The organism is Oceanobacillus rekensis (assembly GCF_002153375.1).
Taxonomy (GTDB): domain Bacteria; phylum Bacillota; class Bacilli; order Bacillales; family Amphibacillaceae; genus Oceanobacillus; species Oceanobacillus rekensis.
The window spans coordinates 57,453-80,354 of record NZ_MTBQ01000003.1; the positions used below are offsets into that span (position 1 = coordinate 57,453).

At 36.9% G+C, this 22,902-nt stretch carries 20 protein-coding genes; all 20 read right to left on the reverse strand.

The annotated features are described in order from the left end of the window. Positions 1–8: 8 nt before the first annotated feature. The 20 genes from nusA to flhA all read right to left on the reverse strand — a co-directional run bounded on the left by nusA (position 9) and on the right by flhA (position 22,823). The gene (gene nusA / locus BV906_RS07655) at positions 9–1,112 is read right to left on the reverse strand and encodes a transcription termination factor NusA (protein WP_087972872.1); all 1,104 of its coding nucleotides are present in this window, start codon (positions 1,110–1,112) and stop codon (positions 9–11) included. Positions 1,113–1,131: 19 nt separating this feature from the next. After that, positions 1,132–1,602, reverse strand: a complete 471-nt coding sequence (gene rimP / locus BV906_RS07660) for a ribosome maturation factor RimP (protein ID WP_087972873.1) — start codon at positions 1,600–1,602, stop codon at positions 1,132–1,134. 439 nt (positions 1,603–2,041) lie between these two features. After that, positions 2,042–2,872, reverse strand: a complete 831-nt coding sequence (locus BV906_RS07665; RefSeq protein ID WP_087972874.1) for an STAS domain-containing protein — start codon at positions 2,870–2,872, stop codon at positions 2,042–2,044. Positions 2,873–3,138: 266 nt separating this feature from the next. Then, positions 3,139–7,428: a PolC-type DNA polymerase III gene (locus tag BV906_RS07670; protein ID WP_087972875.1), complete on the reverse strand. Its 4,290-nt coding sequence runs from the start codon at positions 7,426–7,428 to the stop codon at positions 3,139–3,141. A gap of 87 nt (positions 7,429–7,515) precedes the next feature. Then, the gene (gene rseP, locus BV906_RS07675; RefSeq protein WP_087972876.1) at positions 7,516–8,790 is read right to left on the reverse strand and encodes an RIP metalloprotease RseP; all 1,275 of its coding nucleotides are present in this window, start codon (positions 8,788–8,790) and stop codon (positions 7,516–7,518) included. Between the two features lie 372 nt (positions 8,791–9,162). Next, the gene (locus tag BV906_RS07680) at positions 9,163–9,954 is read right to left on the reverse strand and encodes a phosphatidate cytidylyltransferase (protein WP_087972877.1); all 792 of its coding nucleotides are present in this window, start codon (positions 9,952–9,954) and stop codon (positions 9,163–9,165) included. Positions 9,955–9,969: 15 nt separating this feature from the next. Next, entirely contained in the window at positions 9,970–10,731 is a 762-nt protein-coding gene (locus BV906_RS07685) for an undecaprenyl pyrophosphate synthase (RefSeq protein WP_087972878.1), read from the reverse strand. A 250-nt stretch (positions 10,732–10,981) separates the two neighbouring features. Continuing rightward, positions 10,982–11,539, reverse strand: a complete 558-nt coding sequence (gene frr / locus BV906_RS07690) for a ribosome recycling factor (RefSeq protein ID WP_087972879.1) — start codon at positions 11,537–11,539, stop codon at positions 10,982–10,984. 2 nt (positions 11,540–11,541) lie between these two features. Continuing rightward, positions 11,542–12,264 (reverse strand): UMP kinase, encoded by a 723-nt coding sequence (gene pyrH, locus BV906_RS07695; RefSeq protein ID WP_087972880.1) that lies wholly within the window; start codon positions 12,262–12,264, stop codon positions 11,542–11,544. Between the two features lie 112 nt (positions 12,265–12,376). After that, positions 12,377–13,261: a translation elongation factor Ts gene (tsf, locus tag BV906_RS07700; RefSeq protein ID WP_087972881.1), complete on the reverse strand. Its 885-nt coding sequence runs from the start codon at positions 13,259–13,261 to the stop codon at positions 12,377–12,379. Positions 13,262–13,429: 168 nt separating this feature from the next. After that, the gene (gene rpsB / locus BV906_RS07705; RefSeq protein WP_087972882.1) at positions 13,430–14,206 is read right to left on the reverse strand and encodes a 30S ribosomal protein S2; all 777 of its coding nucleotides are present in this window, start codon (positions 14,204–14,206) and stop codon (positions 13,430–13,432) included. Between the two features lie 191 nt (positions 14,207–14,397). Further along, complete coding sequence (locus tag BV906_RS07710; protein WP_087972883.1) at positions 14,398–14,853, reverse strand: DUF6115 domain-containing protein; 456 nt, start codon at positions 14,851–14,853, stop codon at positions 14,398–14,400. Between the two features lie 160 nt (positions 14,854–15,013). Then, positions 15,014–15,790, reverse strand: a complete 777-nt coding sequence (locus tag BV906_RS07715) for a FliA/WhiG family RNA polymerase sigma factor (RefSeq protein WP_087972884.1) — start codon at positions 15,788–15,790, stop codon at positions 15,014–15,016. 40 nt (positions 15,791–15,830) lie between these two features. Continuing rightward, a complete protein-coding gene (locus BV906_RS07720; protein WP_087972885.1) occupies positions 15,831–16,328 on the reverse strand; it encodes a chemotaxis protein CheD in 498 nt (165 codons plus the stop codon). After that, entirely contained in the window at positions 16,321–16,959 is a 639-nt protein-coding gene (locus BV906_RS07725; RefSeq protein ID WP_087972886.1) for a chemotaxis protein CheC, read from the reverse strand. Before BV906_RS07725 ends, BV906_RS07720 begins: the two co-directional genes overlap by 8 nt. A gap of 3 nt (positions 16,960–16,962) precedes the next feature. Further along, positions 16,963–17,436, reverse strand: coding sequence for a chemotaxis protein CheW (locus BV906_RS07730; protein ID WP_087972887.1), 474 nt, complete (start codon positions 17,434–17,436; stop codon positions 16,963–16,965). A gap of 321 nt (positions 17,437–17,757) precedes the next feature. Further along, positions 17,758–18,813, reverse strand: coding sequence for a protein-glutamate methylesterase/protein-glutamine glutaminase (locus BV906_RS07735; RefSeq protein ID WP_087972888.1), 1,056 nt, complete (start codon positions 18,811–18,813; stop codon positions 17,758–17,760). A 5-nt stretch (positions 18,814–18,818) separates the two neighbouring features. Continuing rightward, on the reverse strand, positions 18,819–19,691 hold the full coding sequence (locus BV906_RS07740; protein ID WP_245844005.1) for a MinD/ParA family protein: 873 nt from the start codon (positions 19,689–19,691) through the stop codon (positions 18,819–18,821). Continuing rightward, positions 19,672–20,793 (reverse strand): flagellar biosynthesis GTPase FlhF, encoded by a 1,122-nt coding sequence (gene flhF, locus BV906_RS07745; protein WP_087972890.1) that lies wholly within the window; start codon positions 20,791–20,793, stop codon positions 19,672–19,674. Before flhF ends, BV906_RS07740 begins: the two co-directional genes overlap by 20 nt. After that, entirely contained in the window at positions 20,790–22,823 is a 2,034-nt protein-coding gene (gene flhA, locus BV906_RS07750; protein WP_087972891.1) for a flagellar biosynthesis protein FlhA, read from the reverse strand. The genes flhF and flhA overlap by 4 nt, the downstream gene beginning before the upstream one ends. Positions 22,824–22,902 lie beyond the last annotated feature (79 nt).

Below are 22,902 nucleotides of genomic sequence, written 5' to 3' on the forward strand. Positions count from 1 at the left end.
GCCCTCCCTTATTCGAACAAATCCTCGTCATTGTCGGAATAGGAATCTTCTTTCTCGGACACTGTAAGTAATCCTTCATCTTTTGCTTCTGTCTCACTCTTAATATCTATTTTCCAACCTGTCAGCTTTGCAGCAAGCCTTGCGTTCTGACCACGTTTTCCAATTGCAAGTGATAATTGGTAGTCAGGTACAATAACTGTAGTAGCCTTTTCTTCTTCATTTACCAATACATCAATCACTTTAGATGGACTCAATGCATTTGATACATATACAATAGGATCTTCAGACCATTCAACTATGTCAATCTTCTCGCCCTTTAATTCGTCAACGATTGCTTGTACACGCTGACCCTTTTGACCAACACATGAACCAACAGGATCAACTTCCGGGTCTCCGGCATATACAGAGATTTTCGAGCGGTCCCCAGCTTCTCTTGCTACCGATTTAATTTCAACTGTTCCATCAAAAATTTCCGGAACTTCCATTTCAAATAGACGTTTCAATAGACCGGGATGTGATCTTGAAATATAGATTTGTGGGCCCTTACTTGTATTCTCTACTTTGGTCACAAATACTTTCAAACGATCATGAACATGATATTCTTCACTTGGCATCTGTTCCGCTTCAGCGAGCTTTGCCTCCACTTTACCAAGATTAACATAGACAAAACGTGGATCTTTCCGTTGAATGATACCTGTCATAACATCTTCTTCTCGGTCAATATATTCTGAGAATATCACACCACGTTCAGCTTCTCGTACGCGCTGCGTAACAACCTGTTTTGCTGCCTGTGCAGCAATCCGACCGAAATCTTTCGGAGTCACTTCCACTTCTATAGTATCTTCTAGTGAATAATTCGGATCAATTCTTTTCGCTTCCTCCAGTGAAATTTCAAGTTGAGCATCTTCTATTTCTTCCACCACTGATTTCCTCGAATAGACACTCATTTTCCCTGTTCCTTCATTTAATTCAATCCGAACATTGGTTGCAGATTTGAAATTTTTCTTGTAAGCAGAAATCAGAGCAGCTTCTAATGCTTCCATTAGAATATCTTTTTCAATCCCTTTTTCCTTTGCCAAATTATCAATCGCGTCAAACAACTGACTGCTCACTATTATTTTCCCCCTTCAATTAAAACATAACAGCAAGTCTAGCTTTTGCTATCTTGTCATATGGTATTTCGACTATCTTTTTCCGCGTTTTAATTTTGTATTCGATTATGGCGTTATCTTCTTTAAATTCCTTGAGGATACCTTCGAATTCTTTTTCACCATCAATAGGCTCATAAAGCTTTATGAAAACATTATTATTGATATTATTTTTGAAATCTTCTTTTGATTTCAATGGTCGCTCCACTCCAGGTGAGGAAACTTCCAGGAAATAGGCTTCTGATACTGGATCGGTTGCATCCAATTTTTCACTTAATTGCTCAGATACCTCTCCACATTCGACAATATCGACGCCGCCTTCTTTATCAATATATACTCTTAAAAACCAGTTTTTCCCTTCTTTAACATACTCAATATCTGCAAGTTGTAAGTTTTTTTCTTTTAAAATAGGATCTAATAATTCTTCCGTAATTTTAATTACTTGGGAGCTCAACTTTCGTCCTCCTTAAATAGCGGTATTTATGCTTATTATAAACCAACCTGACTAATTTCATTTAAAAACAAGCCTAATCAATATAAAACCCCTGCCGAATTTCTGGTAGGGGGAAGCTTTAAAATCAAAACAATAACCTTTGTTAGCGACTAATTATAATTACTTTAGCCTACAAGATATAAAGGCAACACAATGAACGAAAGTGAACTGATGCCTTACTTATCGCACTGAGGTGAGTGAATACCATTAGTCACTGGGTACTGGAGCTTAGACGCGGCTGGTGCGGCATGAAAAATATTAATGCCGAAATTGTTATACTTTCCCACAGTATGAAGAAAGAGCGGGTAAAAACCCACTCTTTCAAACCGTCCGTATCGTTACTTTCCAAAATATAGTATAGCATATGTGATTTTCCAGTGCAAGATATGCACCACCTATACTATTTTTCCTGAAGAAATTCTTTTAATGCCTGCTGAAGTGTTGCTTTCGTTTCAATATTTTTACTATAATGCACGTCTCGGTTAATAAAATGGGAAACTACTTCTGGCCGCATCCCCGTAATTATTCCTTTACAACCTAACATGGTAATACCATCAATCAGCTTTATGAATAATTGGATGGAATCGCCGTGCATTTCAGCTAGACCTGAAAAATCTATAATCAAGGTTCGTACACCTTTTTGGCTTATATCATTCAAGACTTTCTCTTCAAGAATATTTCCGCGAAACTCATCAAGCATACCAATTAGTGGTAAAATACTCACATATCTTGTGACTGGGATAATTGGCGCAGAAAGACTCTCAACTAGTTTATTTTTAGACTCAAGTAACTGATCCTTGTAAGCTGAATAGCTTAAGAAAAAAGAACGGAAAAATTCATCAATCAAACTATTAATTTCAATTTGTAAATTATAAAATTCCTCTTTTTCGTTCAATTTCTTACCAATACGGTCAAACTCATAAAGAAATTCCCAAAGTGTTTTCCGTATCGCCTGGATCCATTCCAGTTTAAAGGCAAGTGTGAGTTTATGCGTAGCCCACGCAATACCTTCTCTCGTTCCTAGCTCTGTAACTGCTTCCTGCTTATTATCCACCACACTTAACACAAGATTGTAAGCATTCTCTAGTAAATTAATATTTCCAATCAAATTAAACTCTTCGATTTTATCACGAACATGTACGGCTTCCTCTAACAACATTCCTTCAAAAGCTACTCGATTATCTATTATAAATTCTTTAATTTCTTGATCCTCATTGTAGTTAAATTTCATTTCATCATCCCCTAATAGTATAAAACTGTAATAATGCTCTATAAGTAATGTAACTTCTAACTCCCTTATTAGTGTAACACGTTAACTTAACTTGAGGATATCATGCACATAACATGAGATTAACAATATTACGTTATTAGTTAGCTTCATATTGTTACTATTAGAATAAGGCTCTTTCCACAGTGCTTGTTGCTTCGCAGTTTATAGATATTCTGAGACAAACAACAATACTTTTCGGTGAAACGAGTAAACGAAGTCCCGGTATTCTAGAATAAAGATAATTGATTCTTATCTTCCATACCTTCCAAACAGCCATGGTTATCCAAATATTCGAGGACTGTTTTTGAAATTTTGCTTCTTTCGCGCAAATCTTCTTTAGAAAGAAATTCCCCTTCCCCACGGGCCTTTACAATATTGAGGGCTGCATTCGTTCCCAAACCATCCACAGCATTAAATGGAGGAAGTAATGTATTGCCATCCACAATAAATTCTGTTGCGCTAGATTTATACAAATCAACTTTTTTAAACGAAAATCCACGTTCACGCATTTCAAGAGAGATTTCCAACACCGTCAACAAACTTTTCTCTTTTGGTGATGCATCGTTTCCTTTTATGGTTATGCCATCCATACGACTGCGAATTGCATTAGAACCTTTAACCATTGTATCTAAATCGAAGTCATCTGCTCTTACGGTAAAGTATGCTGCGTAGAACAATATTGGATGATGAACTTTGAAGTAGGCAATTCTTATTGCCATCAATACATATGCTGCAGCATGGGCTTTTGGAAACATATATTTTATTTTTTTACAGGACTCAATATACCAATCAGGTACATTATTTTTGCGCATTTCAACGATCCATTCTTCCTGGAGTCCCTTCCCTTTTCGGACAAATTCCATAATTTTAAATGCGAGGGACGGCTCAAGACCCTTGTGCATTAAGTACACCATAATATCATCACGACAACCGATAACATCAGGAAGTTCACAAATTCCATCATTGATTAGGTCCTGTGCATTACCTAACCATACATCTGTACCATGTGATAAACCAGAAATGATTAACAATTCTGCAAATGTACTTGGTTTGGTATCTTCCAGCATCTGTCTTACGAATTTCGTCCCGAATTCCGGCACACCTAATGTGCCAGTTTTACAATTAATTTGTTCAGCGGTGACGCCAAGAACCTCAGGGCTCGAAAAGATCTTCATTACTTCCGCATCATCAGTTGGTATTGTTTTTGGGTCAATACCACTAAGATCCTCTAACATTCGAATTACGGTTGGATCATCATGTCCAAGTATGTCCAGTTTTAGTAAATTCTCATCAATGGAATGAAAATCAAAATGGGTTGTCCGCCACTCACTATTACGATCATCTGCAGGGAATTGTATCGGTGTAAAATCATAGATTTCCATATTGTCCGGTACAACAATAATTCCTCCTGGATGTTGGCCTGTCGTTCTTCTTACTCCAGTACATCCTTGAACAAGTCGATCTACTTCGGCATTTTTGTATATTAACTGTTTATCCGATGCATAGCCTTTCACATACCCATACGCAGTCTTTTCCGCAATGGTTCCAATTGTGCCCGCACGATATACATAATCAACACCAAATAGTTCCTTTGTATAGTTATGTGCTCGTGGCTGATAATCACCAGAGAAATTTAAATCAATATCGGGAACCTTATCACCTTTAAATCCAAGGAAAGTTTCAAATGGGATATCCTGTCCGTCTTTTGTTAATTCTGAATCACATTCTGGGCAATTTTTATCTGGCAAATCAAATCCGCTGGCAACGGAACCATCCGTTATAAATTCATTGAAATGGCATTTTTCACAAACGTAATGTGGTACTAATGGATTTACTTCCGTTATTTCCGTCATTGTTGCTACAAAGGATGATCCTACCGATCCCCTTGAACCAACCAAATATCCATCATCAAGTGACTTTTTAACGAGTTTATGTGAGATGAGATAGATGACGGCAAATCCATTACCAATAATACTTTCCAACTCTTTTTCAAGCCGATCCACTACAATCTGCGGTACAGTTTCTCCGTATATCTTCTTTGCACGACTATAACAAAGATCACGAATATCTTGTTCCGCACCCTCTATTGTTGGTGTATAAAGTCCATCTTTTACAGGGGAAACCTCTTCCAGTTGTTCAGCCATCGCATTTGTGTTTTGGACAACTATTTCATGTGCTACATCCTTACCTAGAAATTTAAAGCAATCCAGCATTTCATTTGTTGTTCGGAAAGGTGTATCTGGAAGTGTTTGCCTGTTTAGCGGGTTTCCAGCTTGGGAACTTATTAAAATTTGACGATACTGTTTATCATGGTCATCAATATAATGTACATTGCCTGTCGCAACAACAGGTTTATTCATTCGTTTACCCAATTCAACTAATTTCTTGATAATATCCAGAATCTGTGATTCATTCTGCACCAAATCTTTTTCAATGAGATGCGCATAATTAGCTGGTGGTTGTACCTCTATATAATCATAAAATTCCGCAGCTTGTTCCGCTTCTTCCGCAGACTTTTGCATCATCGTCTCGAAAACTTCACCTTTATCACACGCAGTCCCTATCAAAAGCCCTTCACGAAGCTTTTTTAAGAGAGATCTTGGTATCCGTGGTACTCGAAAGAAATAATCCATATGGGCACTGGAAACAAGCTTGTACAGATTTTTTAAACCTACTTGTGTTTGAGCAAATATTATACAGTGATAAGGACGTGAACGCTTATAAGCATCCCCTTCACCCATATGATTGTTTAACTCATTATGGTTGGTAATTTCTTTATCTAATAATTTTTTAACAAGCTTCCATAACAAATAACCGGTCGCCTCAGCATCATAGATTGCCCGGTGATGTTGTGTCAGTTCGATATCCAAGTGTTTACAAAGTGTGTTTAAGCGATGGTTTCTTAATTCCGGGATTAAAAATCTGGCGAGCTCCAATGTATCAATTACTGGATTCTTCGCTTTTTCATAATCAAACCGATTGAGTCCTTGATTTAAAAATCCCATATCAAAACTTGCATTATGTGCAACAAGAATATCGTCGCCCATCCATTCATGGAAATTTTTTAACACTTCTTCCACTTCAGGTGCATCTTTGACCATATCATCGGTAATCCCCGTTAAATTAATCGTTGTTTCAGACAATGGATGATGTGGATTTGCAAATGCTTCAAAGCGATCGATAATCTCACCTTGATGTATTTTAACTCCAGCTAGTTCAATAATCGTATCGTAAACGGCTGATAGCCCTGTTGTTTCCACATCAAAAACGACGTATGTTTCATTTTCAAGTTCCCGGTTAGCTTGGTTATAAGCTATTGGAACTCCATCGTCCACCAAATTGGCCTCAACACCGTAAAGCACCTTAATATTATGTTTCTTACCTGCAGCATGTGCATCTGGAAACCCTTGGACACCAGCATGATCAGTTATTGCAACTGCTTTATGTCCCCATTTTGCGGCCTGTGTCACAAGAACCTCCGGGGACACCACAGCGTCCATCTGACTCATTGTCGTATGTGCATGAAGTTCAACCCTTTTTTCGTCTTCCGGTGCTTCATCGATTCTTGATGTTACCTTAATTTCATGAATATCATTTGCCATCATCGCGAGTTCATTGGTATACATATCTGTTTGAATGCTGCCTCTAGCTTTAATCCACATTCCTTTTTTTACATTTGCAAACTTCGCTGCGTCCTCGTCCCCTTTAGAAAACATTTTAATCTGCAGGGAATCTGTATAGTCTGTTGCCTTAATAATTAGCAGACTTCTTCCAGAGCGAAGTTCTCTTACTTCAGAGGCAAAGATATAGCCTTGAACAGTTATGCGACGCTCTTCCTCAAGAATTTGGTCCATCGTTATTGCTTCATCTTTTATTTTGTAACCGATAGCGAGCGGTCTATTTTCATGACCTTCTTTTTCTTTATCTCGTTTTTCTTTTTCCTGTACTGTTTTTAATACTAACTGCTGATCTTCAATCGCCTTTTGATCTCTAAATTTTTGAATATCTGCAGCGTCGGTCTTAACATGAATCTCAAGCATATATGTCAGAACACCAATTTTACTACAATAGTTTCTGAAATCATTTTCAAGTCTTTTCTTTAATGCGCTGGCCTCTGCTTCATTTCTCGCTGTTAACATAAGCTTATTATTATTAACCTCGGGTATTTGGTTTTGCACTAAATCTCTATAACCAGGAGATAATTGTGTTAGTGATGTAATAAAATGCTTCCAGTAACCAATAATTGTTTCATCATTACATTTTTTATCATTAGCTTCAATCGTTACCTCGACCGTTGCAATCTGCTGAAAGGTTGCTTGTAATTTCAAAATAAACACTTGATATACTTCGAATGGGAGTATGCGATCAACATGTATATGAAAATGCCACATCTTCGTACTTTTAAATACTTCTAGTTTTTCTAAATAACTATCTTTAAAATAATTTGTAATGTGATCCTCCGACATTTCTAATTGCTTCAATAATAATTCCATTTTTTCCTTTTGCGATATGTCCATCCCATACACCTCCTATAACTTTTTAAAATTGCGATGCCCTTGTCAGCAAAAAGACAAGGGCATCACTTTCTTATGAACTTCTGAAACTCAGAGGAACAGGCGTTGAATATCATTCCATGTAACTACAATCATGAGCAGCATTAAAAATGCAAAACCAACAAAGTGAAAAATACCTTCTTTTTCAGGTGCAATCGGCTTCCCTCTTAATGCTTCGATACCAACAAATAACAATCTTCCCCCGTCAAGTGCCGGAAGTGGTACCAAGTTAACGATACCTAAGTTAATGCTTAACATTGCCGTCCACAGCATTAAATTCATAAACCCAGTTTGAACTACTTGATCTGTAGCGTCATAAATACCAACTGGTCCTGATAGCATGTCTATCGAGACTTGGCCGGTAACCAGCATCATTAAATTCGTTAAAATCATTTTAGTTGTTTCGTATGTACGTTCGAAACCATAAGTGAACGTACCTAGAAATGACTTCTCGAATCCTTGATATACGCCGATTTGTCCAACAGAGATAGGCTCACCAGTCTGATCTACCGTTTCTGCTTCATCAGGAATTACTGTTACCGGTTCTTCTGTATCGTTACGCAAGACAATCATATCTAATTCCTGTCCAGGATTTGCTCTAACTATAGAAGTAAACTCTTCCCATGTGGAAATGGAATTATCTTCAATTTGGATAATGACATCATCCGTCTGCAATCCAGCCTCTTTTGCTGGTGTATCAGGTAAGATATCGCCCATTTTTGCCTCTTCAACTGGTACTCCTTGTATTAAACCAATGATTACAAAGATAAAGATTGCTAATATAAAATTCATCATTGGCCCGGCAAATAACTGTATTGCTCGTTGTCCTGTAGTTTTAGATGCAAATTGGCGGTCATATGGTGCAATCTGTGTTTCACGTTCATCCATGACAAAAAATGCTTTAGGGTCTATATCAAAATGCAATTTATTATCCTCATCATCGATTTCATAGCCTTCAATTATAAGCTTATGGTCCAGATCCGCATGTTCTACTTCAATCACTCTGGCATTTGGATGTTTGGATTTATTATTAACTATAATTTTGGTAACATTACCTTCATTATTGAATTCAAGGCCGATATGATGCCCTGGTTTTAATTCAATAATCTCTGGGTCTTCACCGGCAACACGGACATACCCCCCTGCAGGAATAAGACGAATCGTGTATAATGTTTCATTTCTTGTAAAAGAGAATATTTTTGGACCAAATCCAATTGCAAATTCACGAACAAGCATGCCTGCACGCTTAGCAAATATCATATGGCCCCATTCATGGATAAAAACAAGCAATCCAAACATGAAAATAAATGCTATAACAGTGGTCAATAGAAGCACCTTCCTTTTTACTGGAACAGGTAATTTTTGATTTTAATTCGTAATCCATCTTGAAATAAGTTTAACCTGCTTATAAGAGAATGTTCAAGTGTTTTATCGCAATGATAAAATGAATATTTTAGAGATTGTTCAAAAAGCGGATAAAATGGACAAGACACTTAGCTCCCAGCAGCAATACGCATGCAATTAAAACGTGAGGAGCGGACGAGTGCGTGTTAAGTTGACTTCTACATATTCCACAAATATTTTAAAGTCGGACGAGTAACCGCAGTCCCAAGGCGGGGGCAGTCTTTAGTAGAGGTTTTACAATCGCCAACTGAAAACCTCGATGTATCTTTTGCCACGCTATCTAAGCATTCCATTTTATATAAAATGGATAAAGTGGAGTAAAGGAAGAACGAATAATAAACTGTCAAACCTGTCCAGTATTCCACCATGACCAGGCAATATATTACCGGAATCCTTTACACCATAATAACGCTTGAAAGCAGATTCAACAAGATCACCAATTTGCCCAAAAATTGATGCAATAACCGTAACAGCAATTACAATTATGATTGGGTGTGGAAATGGATTTACCATATGGAAAACAACGGCAACTATACATGCAAGCAAAATTCCACCTATAGCACCTTCAACCGTTTTATTAGGACTGATGACAGGCCATAATTTTCGTTTACCGAATGCACGTCCAAAAAGATATGCACCAGTATCTGTTGCCCAGATAATGAAAAAGGCATAAAGAATATTACTTAATGCATTACTTCCTTGGCGGGTCTCAATCAAGTAAAAAAAACCAAGACCAACATAGAATGCTGACAAAAGAATAAACCCAACATGGTCAAAAGTAAATTTATTCTTGACCAATACTGTATATGACAATAGGAGAAGAATTATGAGTGCCACCAGCTCAAATTTACTAAACCAACCAGTAGACAGTAGCGAAGACGAACTTGGGATGAGAATCATCCATAATAGTATAACAACCAAAATATTCGGTATTGCATATTTCCCTAAATCCTTCATTTTAATTAGTTCCATAAGTCCTACCGTAGCAATTAGATAAACTAGGAAGGTAAACGGAAGTCCCCCGATTATGACAAAAGGGAGGAGGACAATTATTGCAAGTATCGCTGTTATTGTTCTTTGTTTCATATGCCATCCATCACCTTAAATACCTCCATACCTTCTTTTCCGCTGTTTATAATCTTCAAGTGCATTTAAAAAGTTACTTTCATTAAAATCAGGCCATAATACATCAGAAAAACAAAATTCAGTATAGGCCAACTGCCAGAGCATAAAGTTACTCAGACGCTTTTCACCACCGGTTCGGATAAGCAGATCAGGGTCAGATAAATCAGTTGTAAAAAGATATTGGGAAAACTGTTTATCGTCTAATGAGTCAATTGACAGTTTTGACTCATCAATATCATGAATAATTTTCTTTACAGCGTGAATAATTTCAAGTCTACTGCCGTAATTTAAAGCAAAATTCAATAGAAGACCGTCATTACTTTTTGTTTTATCAACTGCATACTGAACTGCTTCTTTTGTATGATCTGGAAGCGCATCAAAATCACCAATTGTATTTATTCTAACATTATTGGAAATCAAACCCGGCAAATAAATGTGTAAGAATTCTTTTGGTAACCTTAAAATAAAGTCGATTTCAGACTTAGGTCTTTTCCAATTTTCAGTGGAAAAGGTATAAAGAGTAAGAATCTTAACATCAGCTTTTACCGCAGCTTTGACGATTTTATTTACAGCAGACACACCTTCTTTATGTCCTGCTATACGTGGTAAACCACGTTTTTGTGCCCAACGCCCGTTTCCATCCATAATAATAGCAACATGATTTGGCACATTGTCTACCCGTTCCACATCGATTTCTTTATTTTTTTTAGTAGTAAAAAAAGGAATTTTCCTTGACATAGTCTGTCCCCCGAAATGTTGTTACCTTCAATCCTCTAAACTTGTTTCTATGTTTGTAAAGGAATGATAGCTTATCCTAAAAACAGGATGAATCTATTTAGTGTTCCTATTATCCTTTTCCATTATAACGACTTTTACTGTTGAATACAAAAGCCCCCTTTAATAAGAGGGCTTTTGCATCTTACTCTGCAATATATGAATTATTAATACATTTAATGTTAAAGTAAGGTAAAAATATAATTTTTATCAGTTATACTTCTAATATTTCTTTTTCTTTGTTTTTGGCTACTTCTTCAAGTTTTGTAATATGATCATTGGTTGATTTTTGTACATCATCTTGAAAAGCACGCAAATCATCTTCTGTAATATCACCGTTTTTCTCCATTTTTTTCAAATTATCATTGGTATCACGACGAATATTACGAATTTGGATTCTTGACTCCTCTGCATACTTACCTACAACTTTAACAAGATCCTTACGTCTTTCTTCAGTTAGTGGAGGTATATTAATTCGAATCATATTACCATCATTCGACGGTGATAAGCCCAAATTAGCGATTTGGATAGCTCGCTCAATATCAGAAACAGCTGTTTTATCATATGGTGTAATAGTAAGTAATCTTGCTTCCGGGGCACCTACATTGGCCAACTGATTTAATGGAGTTGATGCACCATAATAATCAACATAGATATTATCCAAAAGACTCGGATTTGCCTTGCCGGCTCTTACAGATGCTAAGTTTTTTGAAAAAGCCTGTACTGCTTGTTCCATTTTTTCCTGCATTTGCTTCATAATTGCTTCCGACATAATTATTTCCCCCTTATTGTTGTGCCGATTGTTTCACCTTCGACAACTCTTTTAATATTGCCTTCTTCAGTAATAGAAAATACAATTAATGGAATATTATTATCCATACATAATGAGGATGCTGTTGAATCCATAACACCAAGACCTTCATTTAGCATTTCCATATAAGTCAGGCTCTCATACTTCTTGGCATCTTGGTTAGTTTTTGGATCGTCTGTATATACACCATCCACATTATTTTTAGCCATTAGAATAACTTCCGCTTCAATTTCCGCAGCTCTTAATGCCGCTGTTGTATCCGTTGAAAAATAAGGATTCCCTGTACCAGCCGCAAAAATGACAACACGCTTCTTTTCTAAATGACGAATTGCTTTTCTCCTTATGTATGGCTCAGCTACCTGGCGCATCTCAATTGATGTCTGTACTCTAGTTTGTATACCAATTGTTTCCAGACCATCCTGCAGGGCAAGTGAATTCATGATTGTAGCGAGCATACCCATATAGTCTGCTGATGCCCGGTCCATTCCCATTTCACTTCCAACTTTGCCGCGCCATATATTTCCTCCGCCTACAACGATAGCTATCTCAACACCAAGTTCTGCTACCTCTTTTACTTGTTCAGCGATGGAGTGAATCACTTTTGGATCAATCCCATAACCTTGATCACCACTTAAAGCTTCTCCACTTAATTTTAACACAATTCTACGGTACCGTGCTGTTGTCATAATAACCTCCATAGAAATTTAATATTTTATTATGATTTATAGAATACAGAGAGTAATTCATAAAATTATAAAATAGGGAACAGGTTACTGTTCCCTTTTTAGATTGAATACCTTATTTTTTAATTTGACTCATAACTTCTTCCGCAAAGTTTTCTTCACGTTTTTCCATACCTTCGCCTACTTCAAAGCGAACGAATGCTTTAACAGAAGCGCCTTTATCAGCTACATATTTTTTAACCTTTTGATCTGGATCTTTCACAAAGCTTTGTTCCAAAAGAACAATCTCTTCAAAGAATTTACCTAAACGGCCTTCAACCATTTTTTCAACAATTTTCTCTGGTTTTCCTTCGTTTAGCGCTTGTGTTTTTAATACTTCACGTTCGTGATTCACTTCTTCTTCAGAAACTGCATCACGAGATACATAACGAGGATTTACAGCCGCAACATGCATAGATACATCTTTTCCAACTTGTTCCTCTGTTGTCCCCTCAAGTAAAGATAGCACACCAATGCGTCCACCCATATGCAAGTACGCACCGAATGAATCATTGTCAGTTTTTTCCATTGCTACAAAACGACGAAGTGAGATTTTTTCTCCGATAGTCGAAACTGCTGCATTAATAACTGCTTCAACAGTTTCACCTTCACCATTCAATTTTTGTTGTAAAGCCTCTTCAACAGTAGCTGGTTGTTGGCTAACAACATGTTTGCCTAAGTCAGACAATAGTGTTTTAAATTGGTCATTTTTTGTAACGAAGTCAGTTTCACAGTTCACTTCGATAATTGCAGCTTTGTTACCTTCCACTTCAATATGTGTTAAACCTTCAGCAGCTATGCGGTCTGCTTTTTTAGCAGCCTTTGCCATACCTTTTTCACGAAGATAGTCAATTGCTTTATCAATATTGCCATCTGTTTCTTGAAGTGCTTTCTTACAATCCATCATTCCAGCACCAGTTTTTTCACGTAATTCTTTAACCATTTGAGCAGTAATAGCCATGAGAAATCCTCCTTTGAATAGTTACGCAATATATTTTTTAGAAAACTAAGGCTTATCGCCCAGTTTCAGTTGCACTTATACTAATTTCAGGTAAAAAGTTTACTTCCCTATCCGTGTAAAAAAGGTGATAAAAGGTTCATATCCTCTTATCACCCCACCTTTTCTAATTTATTCTTGAGTTGAACTTGTAGCAGTTTCTTCTGTAGCTTCTTCTGTTTGAGCTTTAGCTTCTTCTGCTTTAACTTCAACTTCTTCTGTTTCTTCTCCCTGTTTCACTTCTAAAATAGCGTCCGCCATTTTTGAAGTCAAAAGTTTAACTGCACGAATAGCATCATCATTTGCAGGGATAACATAATCTATTTCATCAGGATCACAGTTTGTATCTACAATTCCGATGATAGGAATATTTAATTTGTGTGCTTCAGCTATTGCAATACGCTCTTTACGAGGATCGACAACAAATAAAGCATCAGGGATTTTAGTCATTTCTTTAATTCCACCAAGGAATTTAACTAAACGATCTTTTTCTTTTAATAAATTAACAACTTCTTTTTTAGGAAGCACGTCAAAAGTACCGTCTTCTTCCATTTTTTCAATTGATTTCAATCGGCTGATACGTTTACGAATTGTTTGGAAGTTAGTAAGTGTACCACCCAACCAACGCTGGTTAACATAGTACATACCAGAACGTGTTGCTTCGTCACGTACAGAGTCTTGTGCTTGCTTTTTAGTACCTACGAAAAGAATAGTACCGCCATTTGATGCGATTTCTTTTACATAGTTGTATGCTTCATCAACCTTCTTAACCGTTTTTTGCAGGTCAATGATATAAATTCCGTTACGTTCCGTGAAGATGTATTTTTTCATCTTAGGGTTCCAACGGCGAGTCTGATGTCCGAAATGTACACCAGCTTCTAGCAATTGTTTCATAGATATAGCTGCCATAAATAATTCCTCCTAATGGTTTTTTTCCTCCGTTCAGATCATTTTTGTATACAGACTAGTCCATACAGACAGCACCAAATATACAAATTACCGAACGTGTGTATTTTTATTAACTTGTTCCATCTTTAAAGATAAACAGATTATTTACACCAAAAGTTAATATAACATACAGTTTCCTTGTAATCAAGCTTTTAAACATTTTTTTTGTGTAATTTAAGAATAATTTCTATTTCTGTTTTTCCACACTCTAATTTCCTGGCAATGTCACCGATAGCCATGCCTTTACCATGCATTTGAAGTACTTTTGATTCCAAAGAGGCTTCAAGCGTGTCTTCGTAACTAGTGGAAATATGCTGTTCCATACCTTGTTCCAATTCTTCTTCCATCCATTCCGTTCTTTGTGTTTTTTTATCTGTTGTTGGCTTGTTACTTGAGATTGTTTCATGTTTGCTCTTCTTCTCTGTTTGTAAATGTGCTTGTAGGCGACTATTTTCAGTTTTAATTTCCTGTAAATAGACTTCGAATAAACCTTCTATTTCTTGTAAATCTTGAGATTTTATAGTTTGAATCTGTTGAAACAGCTTATAGATTGCTCCAAGGGCAGCCAACTGCAATAAAAAACTAATTATTAATAGGAACGTCACCATCATAATTCTCCTTCAACAATGCTTATATCCGTTAACTTCGATAAACTTAGTAAGGACATGCTAGTGTCGGCGTTACAGCAATATCTATTTGCTCCGAGTAACCATAGCAAAGGATGTCACCCTAGCCGACCGGTCCTTTTTATACCTTTTTTGAACAGCACTATAAAGCATGCATTTTGTTTAATGTTTTTCTTAACTTAAAAATAGCTTTTTTGTGTATTTGTGAAATTCTTGAAGTGGTTAATTCAATAACTTGTCCTATTTCCGTAAACGTTAGTTCTTCATTATAAAATAGACTGATGACAAGTTGTTCTTTTTCATTCAAGGATTTGATACCTTCCATAAGCTCTTCTTTTATTTCATTCTTTAGTAAGTTCCTATCTGGCGAGATTACTGAATCATCAGGAATGGAATAACCAATCCCTTCTCTCATTTCACCTAAGTTCCCCTGTGGTTTTTCCTCGATAGAGAGAATATTCCCGAAAAGGGAATCCTTTATTGTTGTTTCTACTTCCTCTGCTGTCATTCCTGTTATTGTAGCAATTTCAGTAGCAGATGCCGTCCTTTGATGCATTTGTTCGAAATTTTCTTCAGCGTGTTCGATCTTTTTCGTTTTTTCTCTAATTGATCTTGGAAGCCAATCTTCTTTTCGTAGTCCATCAATGATTGATCCTTTGACACGAAAGGAAGCATATGTATCAAATTTCAAATCCCGACTAATATCAAATTTCTTTAGTGCATCATAAAGTCCCAAGAGACCGAAGCTTTTAATATCATCCTTACTAACATTACTTGGAAGATGACTTGATATCCGCTCAGTATGGTAATTAACTAAGTACATATAATTGGAAATAAGTTCATTGGCAGCTTCCCCACTCTTTTTTATTATCCAATCATCCCAAAGTTTCTGTTCAAGAGGAGAATATTTTGAATTCATTTAGTTGTACTCCCCTTCCATTTGTAATAATATAATTGGATTAGATAAAAAACACACCTTGATTTATTTTTCGGATACTTAATTTACAATCTTCTGGATTAAATTCAATCGTTCTACCGACATTCCCACCTACATCTGATGCCATTATAGGAATTTGAAGTTCTTGCAGTTTTTGTTCGACTGCTTCTATGTTCCTTGGGCCAATACGCATAACATCTGAAGCTTGCGAGAGTTGAAACATCTGTGCTCCTCCAGCCATCTTTGCCTTTAAAGCATATTTTCTTGCGCCGTTCTCAATAAGCAGATGAACGAGATACGGTATAGATGTGTCTGCATATTTAAATCTATTAAGGTTTACCTGCTTAGTGGTATGTGAATCTGGAAGCAGAACGTGAGATAAACCAGCTATTTTCTTAGATGAATCATAAATCACTACCCCGACACATGAACCAAGTCCTGAAGTTCGAATCGTATTTGGTGCACTTACTATATTTAAATCGGCAATACCCACTTTAATAACTTTGCTTGTCTCATTCATAATACTTGATTCCCAGTGCAGTAAATATTTTAATCAATGATTCTGGATCCGGCAATAAAAGAAAATTCCCTTTCATACCCTCGTTTGATCCATCATTTTGATTTATTTCTGTATCAATAATAATTGCATCGTCCGTTACTTGTGATAATTCCATTAAACCAGCTATTAAAATAGCTCCCACCATATCTATACCCAAATACGGTACAGAAGGTTGCATATTTATTTTGGTGAAATCAGATAATGCAGTTAAATAGGTTCCTGTTACAATATTCCCAATTTCATGCAATGCAGAGATTGCGATTTCATTCTCCTTATTATTATCAAACAAGGAGAAGTCTGGATCATTGGTGATTTTTCTGACAAGATACTCCGCTTCTTCCACTTTTAATAAAAAGCAGGCGGTTCCAGGTGCTTCCCCTTGGATTCGAAACATTAATCCGACAATTGTCTCTTCGGGTCTCCCAATTACTTCCACCAGCTCATCATAATTAACAATACTTACAGAAGGTACTTTCATTTCTATTTTTTGATTCAATAGCTTTGAAAGAGCTGTTGCTGCATTCCCCGCTCCAATGTTACCGATTTCTCTCAGTACATCTTTTTGATCACTTGTTAGCTCTAAAGAGTCCATCAGCTACACTTCCATTGATGTTATTTCGTCCATCTCGTCTAAAGCAAGAACTTTTGGCAAATCAAGTAGAATTAATAAACGATTATCTACCTTAGCGACACCTTCAATATAGTTTGCATCAACTGTGCCAATTACCTCTGGAGCAGGTTCAATTTGGTCTTGGGGGATATCGATTACATCATTTGCTGAGTCAACAATCAGTCCTACTTCCATCTCCTTGACCATTGAAATGATGATCCGTTTATTGTCATCATCATTAATCGAACCTTTCATCTTAAATCGAAGTCTTAAATCGATTACTGGAATGACCACACCACGCAGATTAATAACCCCCTTAACAAATAGAGCGGTTTGTGGAACCCGGGTGATGGGCATTAATCTTTCAATGGATCCAATAAGATTTACGGGTATTCCGTACTCTTCGTTCTCAAGTTGGAATATAATCATTTTTCTAGTTAAAGATGTTCCGTGATCCATAATAATCCCTCCATTATTATCTGTCGCAATGATAAAATATTTACAGTCGATGTTCAAAAAGGAGGATAAAAATGACCGAGAAGTTCGAGGCAGCGTAGCTTAGAATAAGGAAAGCTTCTCCGAAATTGCATCGCACGCAGGAAAAGTGGTTTTCTTTTCCAAGGAACGGAACGTATGCTGTTGATACGTGAGTAGCGGAAAAGCAAGCTAACGAGCTTCCACAGGATGTGGTCTTCGACGTTCGACACAGGACGTGTCGGTATTTAGGCGAAGCTCCCCTTTCTCGAAACGTCATTTTTACCGGACTTTTTGAACAACCACTTACAGCCTAGTTTTTGTTAACTTAACAAGTAGACTTGACACTTCATTTAAAGGTATATGGTAGTCTACCAAACCTGTCTTAACTGCAGATTTAGGCATCCCGTATACAATTGAAGTAACTTCATTCTCAGCAATAATAATCGAATTTGAATCTTTGTTTTTTATGTTTATAACTCCGTCCATACCGTCATTACCCATACCGGTTAAAACAACAGCGATTTTATTCATTTGTTTTAGTTTCACAATCGAATCAAATAAGACATTAACAGCCGGTCGATGACCTTTGATTGGGGCATCTTTCGATAAGTGAATTGCAAGTGTTGTTCCTATCCTTTTAACTGTCATATGATAATCCCCAGGCGCAATGTATACAGTGCCTTGTTTAATTATTTCACCGTGTATAGCTTCTTTAACATGGATTAAACTAAGTTTGTTCAGTCGTTCTGCCAATGATTTCGTAAAGCCGGATGGCATATGTTGGACGATTAAAATTGGGGCGATAAATGTTACCGGTAAATTCGTCAATACCTGCTGGAGTGCCCTTGGACCACCTGTAGAGGTACCAATTGCGACAATTGTTTTGTCAAAGCGTTTCCCATCGAATAAAATTAATTTCTGATCAGTTGGACTGCTCCCTGTTAAGTTCTTTTTCGTTTTTGCTTGTGAGGTCGTATATACCTTGAACCTAATTTCATTCGCTATTGTTTGGATATCCAGTGAAATGGGTCCCGTTGGTTTTGCAATAAATTCAACCGCACCATTCGATATTGCTTCAATTGTTTTGGTATTCCCTTCTTTCTTCATACTGGAAAGCATGACAACCGGAACAGGATGTTTTTGCATAATTTCTCGTAATACATCCATTCCATCCATGATTGGCATATGTACATCCAATGTAACGACGTCCGGTGAAAGTTGGATAATCTTTTTAATTCCTTCTTCTCCATTTCGGGCAGTGGATATTACTTCCATCCGAGGATCATTATTCAGAATATCGGTAATCGTCTTTCTCATAAAAGCAGAATCATCGATAACTAATACTCGGATTGGCTTCACCCCGTTCACCCCTCAATCAATCGTTTTAATTTTTCTATAAATGTAATGGACGACTGTCCATGAATTTCCTTGGAATCTTTTAGATAATTGTTTGTAATTTCCTTGATTGCCTTTGCTGCTTTTGATCTATGATTGAATAAAACATATGGTACTTGTTTAATAACAGCTTGTGTAACTGTTTTATCATCAGGTATAATCCCCATTGAACGACTTTGAACATGTAGAAATTTAGAAACAACATCATTAAAACGTCGGAGTGACTTCTGCCCCTCCTGATACCCAAGTGAACGGTTCATAATAACGTAAATAGGCATGCTTCTCTGCATGTTGACCACATGTTTGATCATTCCATATGCATCTGTAATGGCTGTAGGTTCTGGTGTGGTTATAACGATACATTCATCTGAGGCTAGTATGAAAAACAATCCATCTTCCGTCACACCTGCCCCCATATCAAAGATAATATAATCATACATCTGAACTAGTTCCCTGTATTGGTCATAAAAAAACGACCTATCTGTTTCGCGCATGTTAAATAAATGATTCAATCCGGAACCTGCTGCAATATAGGACAAACCATTTGGTCCTGTTTCAATAATTTCATGGACCGATAAATGGTCTTCAAATAAATTAATGATTGACTTCTCGGCATGCACCCCCATAAGGATATCAATATTTCCCATTCCCATATCGAGATCAATAACCAACACTTTCTTTTGGGTGTTTATCAGCTGTAAGGAAAAATTTAATACAAAGTTGGACTTCCCGACACCACCCTTTCCACTTATAACCGATATCGTTTTCGCCTGGTTAGGTGTCCTGTTATTATCCAGTTTGCGTCTAAGTCCCTCAGCCTGGTCATATATCACTATGTTCACCCACTAATAGATTACTAATATTTTCAAGGTTCACTTCTATTACATCTTCAGGTACATCCTGGCCGTTTGTAATACAGGCAATACCAACTTGGTTTCCTAACGATATATTTAAGATACTCCCATAATGGCTTGTCTCATCTAATTTCGTGAAAATAACTTGATGAATAGGTAGATGCTTGAACTGGTTAAAGATTTCCGTATTATCTACTGGCTTTGTTGTCAAAGATAATACGAGGTATGTATCCATCGTATCCATATTAATAGTCGTTTTTAATTCTTGGACATATTTCTTATCTCGATAATTTCTTCCTGCAGTATCAATGAGAATGACATCATAAGAAGTGAATTTCTCAATTGCAACATAGTAATCTTCTATCGAATAGGCTACTTCAAGTGGTACATCCAATATCCGGGCATAGGTTTTTAATTGCTCCACTGCACCAATTCGGTATGTATCCGCAGTAATAAAAGCCACTTTTTTCTTTTCTTCAAGGATCATTTTTGCTGCAATTTTTGCAATCGTAGTCGTTTTGCCAACACCTGTTGGTCCAACAAATTGAATTACCTTTTTATCATAAATAATTCCATGTGATTCAATCAACGCTAACTTAGTTTCTATCGTTTTCTTCACAGCATTCATGATAGTTTGGGGGCTCTGTTCTTCTACTGAACGTTCAAATTGCTCAAAGGCAGTATGAATAACATTTTCAGAAATCTCGTAATCTACTTCTTGGCTTAATAAATGCTCATAGGCAAACTGAAAATCTGGAGGAAATATTCGGTCATCCTGCCTTTTTTGAACCTCTACCATCTTCTTTAATTTTTTAATCTCCAGAAGTACTTCCTGGTTTTCGTGATTCATCTGTGTTCGCTGATTCGTTTGTCCCTCTAATACACTATAAGGCTTTGAATTCTTTTTTTCCGTTAACGGTTGTGGGTCTAGTCCAGCAACAACTTCTATATTTTTCTTTTTGAAAAAGCCAAGAAAACCACCTTGCAAAATTTCCTTTGAATGGAGAATAATTGCATCAGATCCGAGTTCTTTGCGAATTTGGTTCATTGCTTCCGGCATGGTTGATGCCACATATTTTTTTATTTTCAAGCTACATTCACCACCCCTACACTTTGTACCTGTACATTTGGTTCCAGTTCATTATAGGACAATACAACCACTTGCGGCAGAAAGCGATCAAGCAATTGCCTTAAGTACATTCGAATAGCTGGTGAACAAAGAACAATGGTTGATTCCTCTTGAAGTGCGAGCTTTTCTGCTTCCGTATGAATTGATTTGATAATTCCCTGCTGTGATTCAGGATCAAGGGAAAGATAATTGCCATGTTCCGTTTGCTGGATATTTTCGGCTATTAGTTTTTCAACTTTCCCCGAAACTGTGATAACTTTAAGTGACATATCATGATTTGCATATTGTTTGGTTATTTGAGATGACAAAGCTTGCCTGACATATTCCCCAAGCAACTCCGTATCATTCGTCATTTTTGAAAAGTCTGCTAGCGTTTCGAAAATGACAGGAAGATTTCTGATTGATATCCCCTCCCTAAGTAGTTTAGCAAGTACCTTCTGAATATCTCCTATAGCCAATGGTTCTGGCGTTACTTCATCCACCAATATAGGATAACTTTCTTTCAGATGGTCAATTAGTTCTTTCGTTTCCTGTCTGCCCAACAATGTATGTGCACGCTTTTTAATGATTTCCGTAATATGTGTGGATACAACGGATGGAGGATCAACTACCGTATAACCAGATAGTTCGGCCTCATCTTTATTTTCTTCAACTATCCATTTTGCTGGCAGACCGAAAGCCGGTTCTTTTGTATCGATGCCTTCGATTTCGTCGTCACTGAAATCCGGTGCCATTGCTAAGTAATGATCTAGCATTAGTTCTCCTGATGCAACTTCTTCCCCTTTAATTTTTAACCGATATTCGTTTGGGTTTAGTTGGATATTGTCTCGTATTCTGACTACAGGAATAACGATGCCTAGTTCAATCGCTAACTGTCTTCTAATCATGATAATCCGATCCAATAAATCCCCACCCTGGCTAGTGTCAGCTAGCGGTATAAGTGCATAACCAAATTCAAATTCAATCGGATCCATATTTAAAAGACTAACAACATTTTCTGGAGACTTCATTGCTGCAGTTTCTGTTTGATCTTCTTCTTCAATATCTGGAATTTCCGGTTCTTTGGATTGTCTCTGAATAAAATAGGCACTTAAAGCCAAAAAAGAAGCAAGTAGAGTTGTTAGAAAAAAGTTGATTGGTGTAAGACCAAGCAAAAATATTGTCCCTGCAGCAATATAAAGTAGCTTTGGAAACTGTAAAAGCTGTTCGGTAACTTCCGAACTTAAATTACCAGATCCGGCTGATCTTGTCACCACAATACCGGTAGCAACAGAGATTAAAAGCGCAGGAATCTGACTTACAAGCCCATCCCCTACCGTAAGTCTCATAAAGGTATCAATAGCTTCCCCAAATGACATACCCATTTGGACCATACCAATAATAAGTCCAAAAACAATATTGATCAGTACAATAATAATACCTGCAATCGCATCCCCTTTTACGAACTTACTGGCGCCATCCATCGATCCGTGAAAGTCTGCTTCTCTTTCGACTTTTTCTCTTCTTTCTTTTGCCTGCTTTTCTGAAATTAATCCCGCATTTAAATCGGCATCAACACTCATTTGCTTTCCTGGCATTGCATCAAGAGAAAATCGTGCAGCAACTTCTGACACACGTTCAGATCCCTTTGTAATAACGAGAAAGTTTATAAGGACTAGAATAATAAAGACCACAAACCCGACAAGAGGATTTCCCCCGATTACAAAAGAACCGAATGTATCAACAACGCCACCAGCATCTGCTTCGGAAAGGATTGATCTTGTAGTTGAAACATTCAGTGCCAGTCGAAACAATGTCAATAATAAAATTAATGTAGGAAAAACAGAAAACTGCAGTGGTTCTGTCGTGTTCATGGACACTAATATAACAATGAGTGCTAATATAATATTAATTAAAATTAAGAAACTTAACAGCCAACCCGGTAGCGGGATGACTAACATAATGATGACTAGTATTACTGCTAAAAGTACTGATAAATCCCGCGCTTTCATGGATGTCTCTCCTTATTGAAGATGTTCAAAAAGTCCGGTAAAAGAACTTCTCGGTCCTTTTTATCCTCCTTTTCGAACA

Excerpts from the sequence above, each read along its gene's own strand:
- BV906_RS07665 (WP_087972874.1), bottom strand. The coding sequence starts at position 2,872 with ATGAAATTTAACTACAATGAGGATCAAGAAATTAAAGAATTTATAATA.
- BV906_RS07670 (WP_087972875.1), bottom strand. The coding sequence starts at position 7,428 with ATGGACATATCGCAAAAGGAAAAAATGGAATTATTATTGAAGCAATTA.
- BV906_RS07680 (WP_087972877.1), bottom strand. The coding sequence starts at position 9,954 with ATGAAACAAAGAACAATAACAGCGATACTTGCAATAATTGTCCTCCTC.
- BV906_RS07685 (WP_087972878.1), bottom strand. The coding sequence starts at position 10,731 with ATGTCAAGGAAAATTCCTTTTTTTACTACTAAAAAAAATAAAGAAATC.
- frr (WP_087972879.1), bottom strand. The coding sequence starts at position 11,539 with ATGTCGGAAGCAATTATGAAGCAAATGCAGGAAAAAATGGAACAAGCA.
- pyrH (WP_087972880.1), bottom strand. The coding sequence starts at position 12,264 with ATGACAACAGCACGGTACCGTAGAATTGTGTTAAAATTAAGTGGAGAA.
- tsf (WP_087972881.1), bottom strand. The coding sequence starts at position 13,261 with ATGGCTATTACTGCTCAAATGGTTAAAGAATTACGTGAAAAAACTGGT.
- rpsB (WP_087972882.1), bottom strand. The coding sequence starts at position 14,206 with ATGGCAGCTATATCTATGAAACAATTGCTAGAAGCTGGTGTACATTTC.
- BV906_RS07710 (WP_087972883.1), bottom strand. The coding sequence starts at position 14,853 with ATGGTGACGTTCCTATTAATAATTAGTTTTTTATTGCAGTTGGCTGCC.
- BV906_RS07715 (WP_087972884.1), bottom strand. The coding sequence starts at position 15,790 with ATGAATTCAAAATATTCTCCTCTTGAACAGAAACTTTGGGATGATTGG.
- BV906_RS07720 (WP_087972885.1), bottom strand. The coding sequence starts at position 16,328 with ATGAATGAGACAAGCAAAGTTATTAAAGTGGGTATTGCCGATTTAAAT.
- BV906_RS07725 (WP_087972886.1), bottom strand. The coding sequence starts at position 16,959 with ATGGACTCTTTAGAGCTAACAAGTGATCAAAAAGATGTACTGAGAGAA.
- BV906_RS07730 (WP_087972887.1), bottom strand. The coding sequence starts at position 17,436 with ATGGATCACGGAACATCTTTAACTAGAAAAATGATTATATTCCAACTT.
- flhA (WP_087972891.1), bottom strand. The coding sequence starts at position 22,823 with ATGAAAGCGCGGGATTTATCAGTACTTTTAGCAGTAATACTAGTCATC.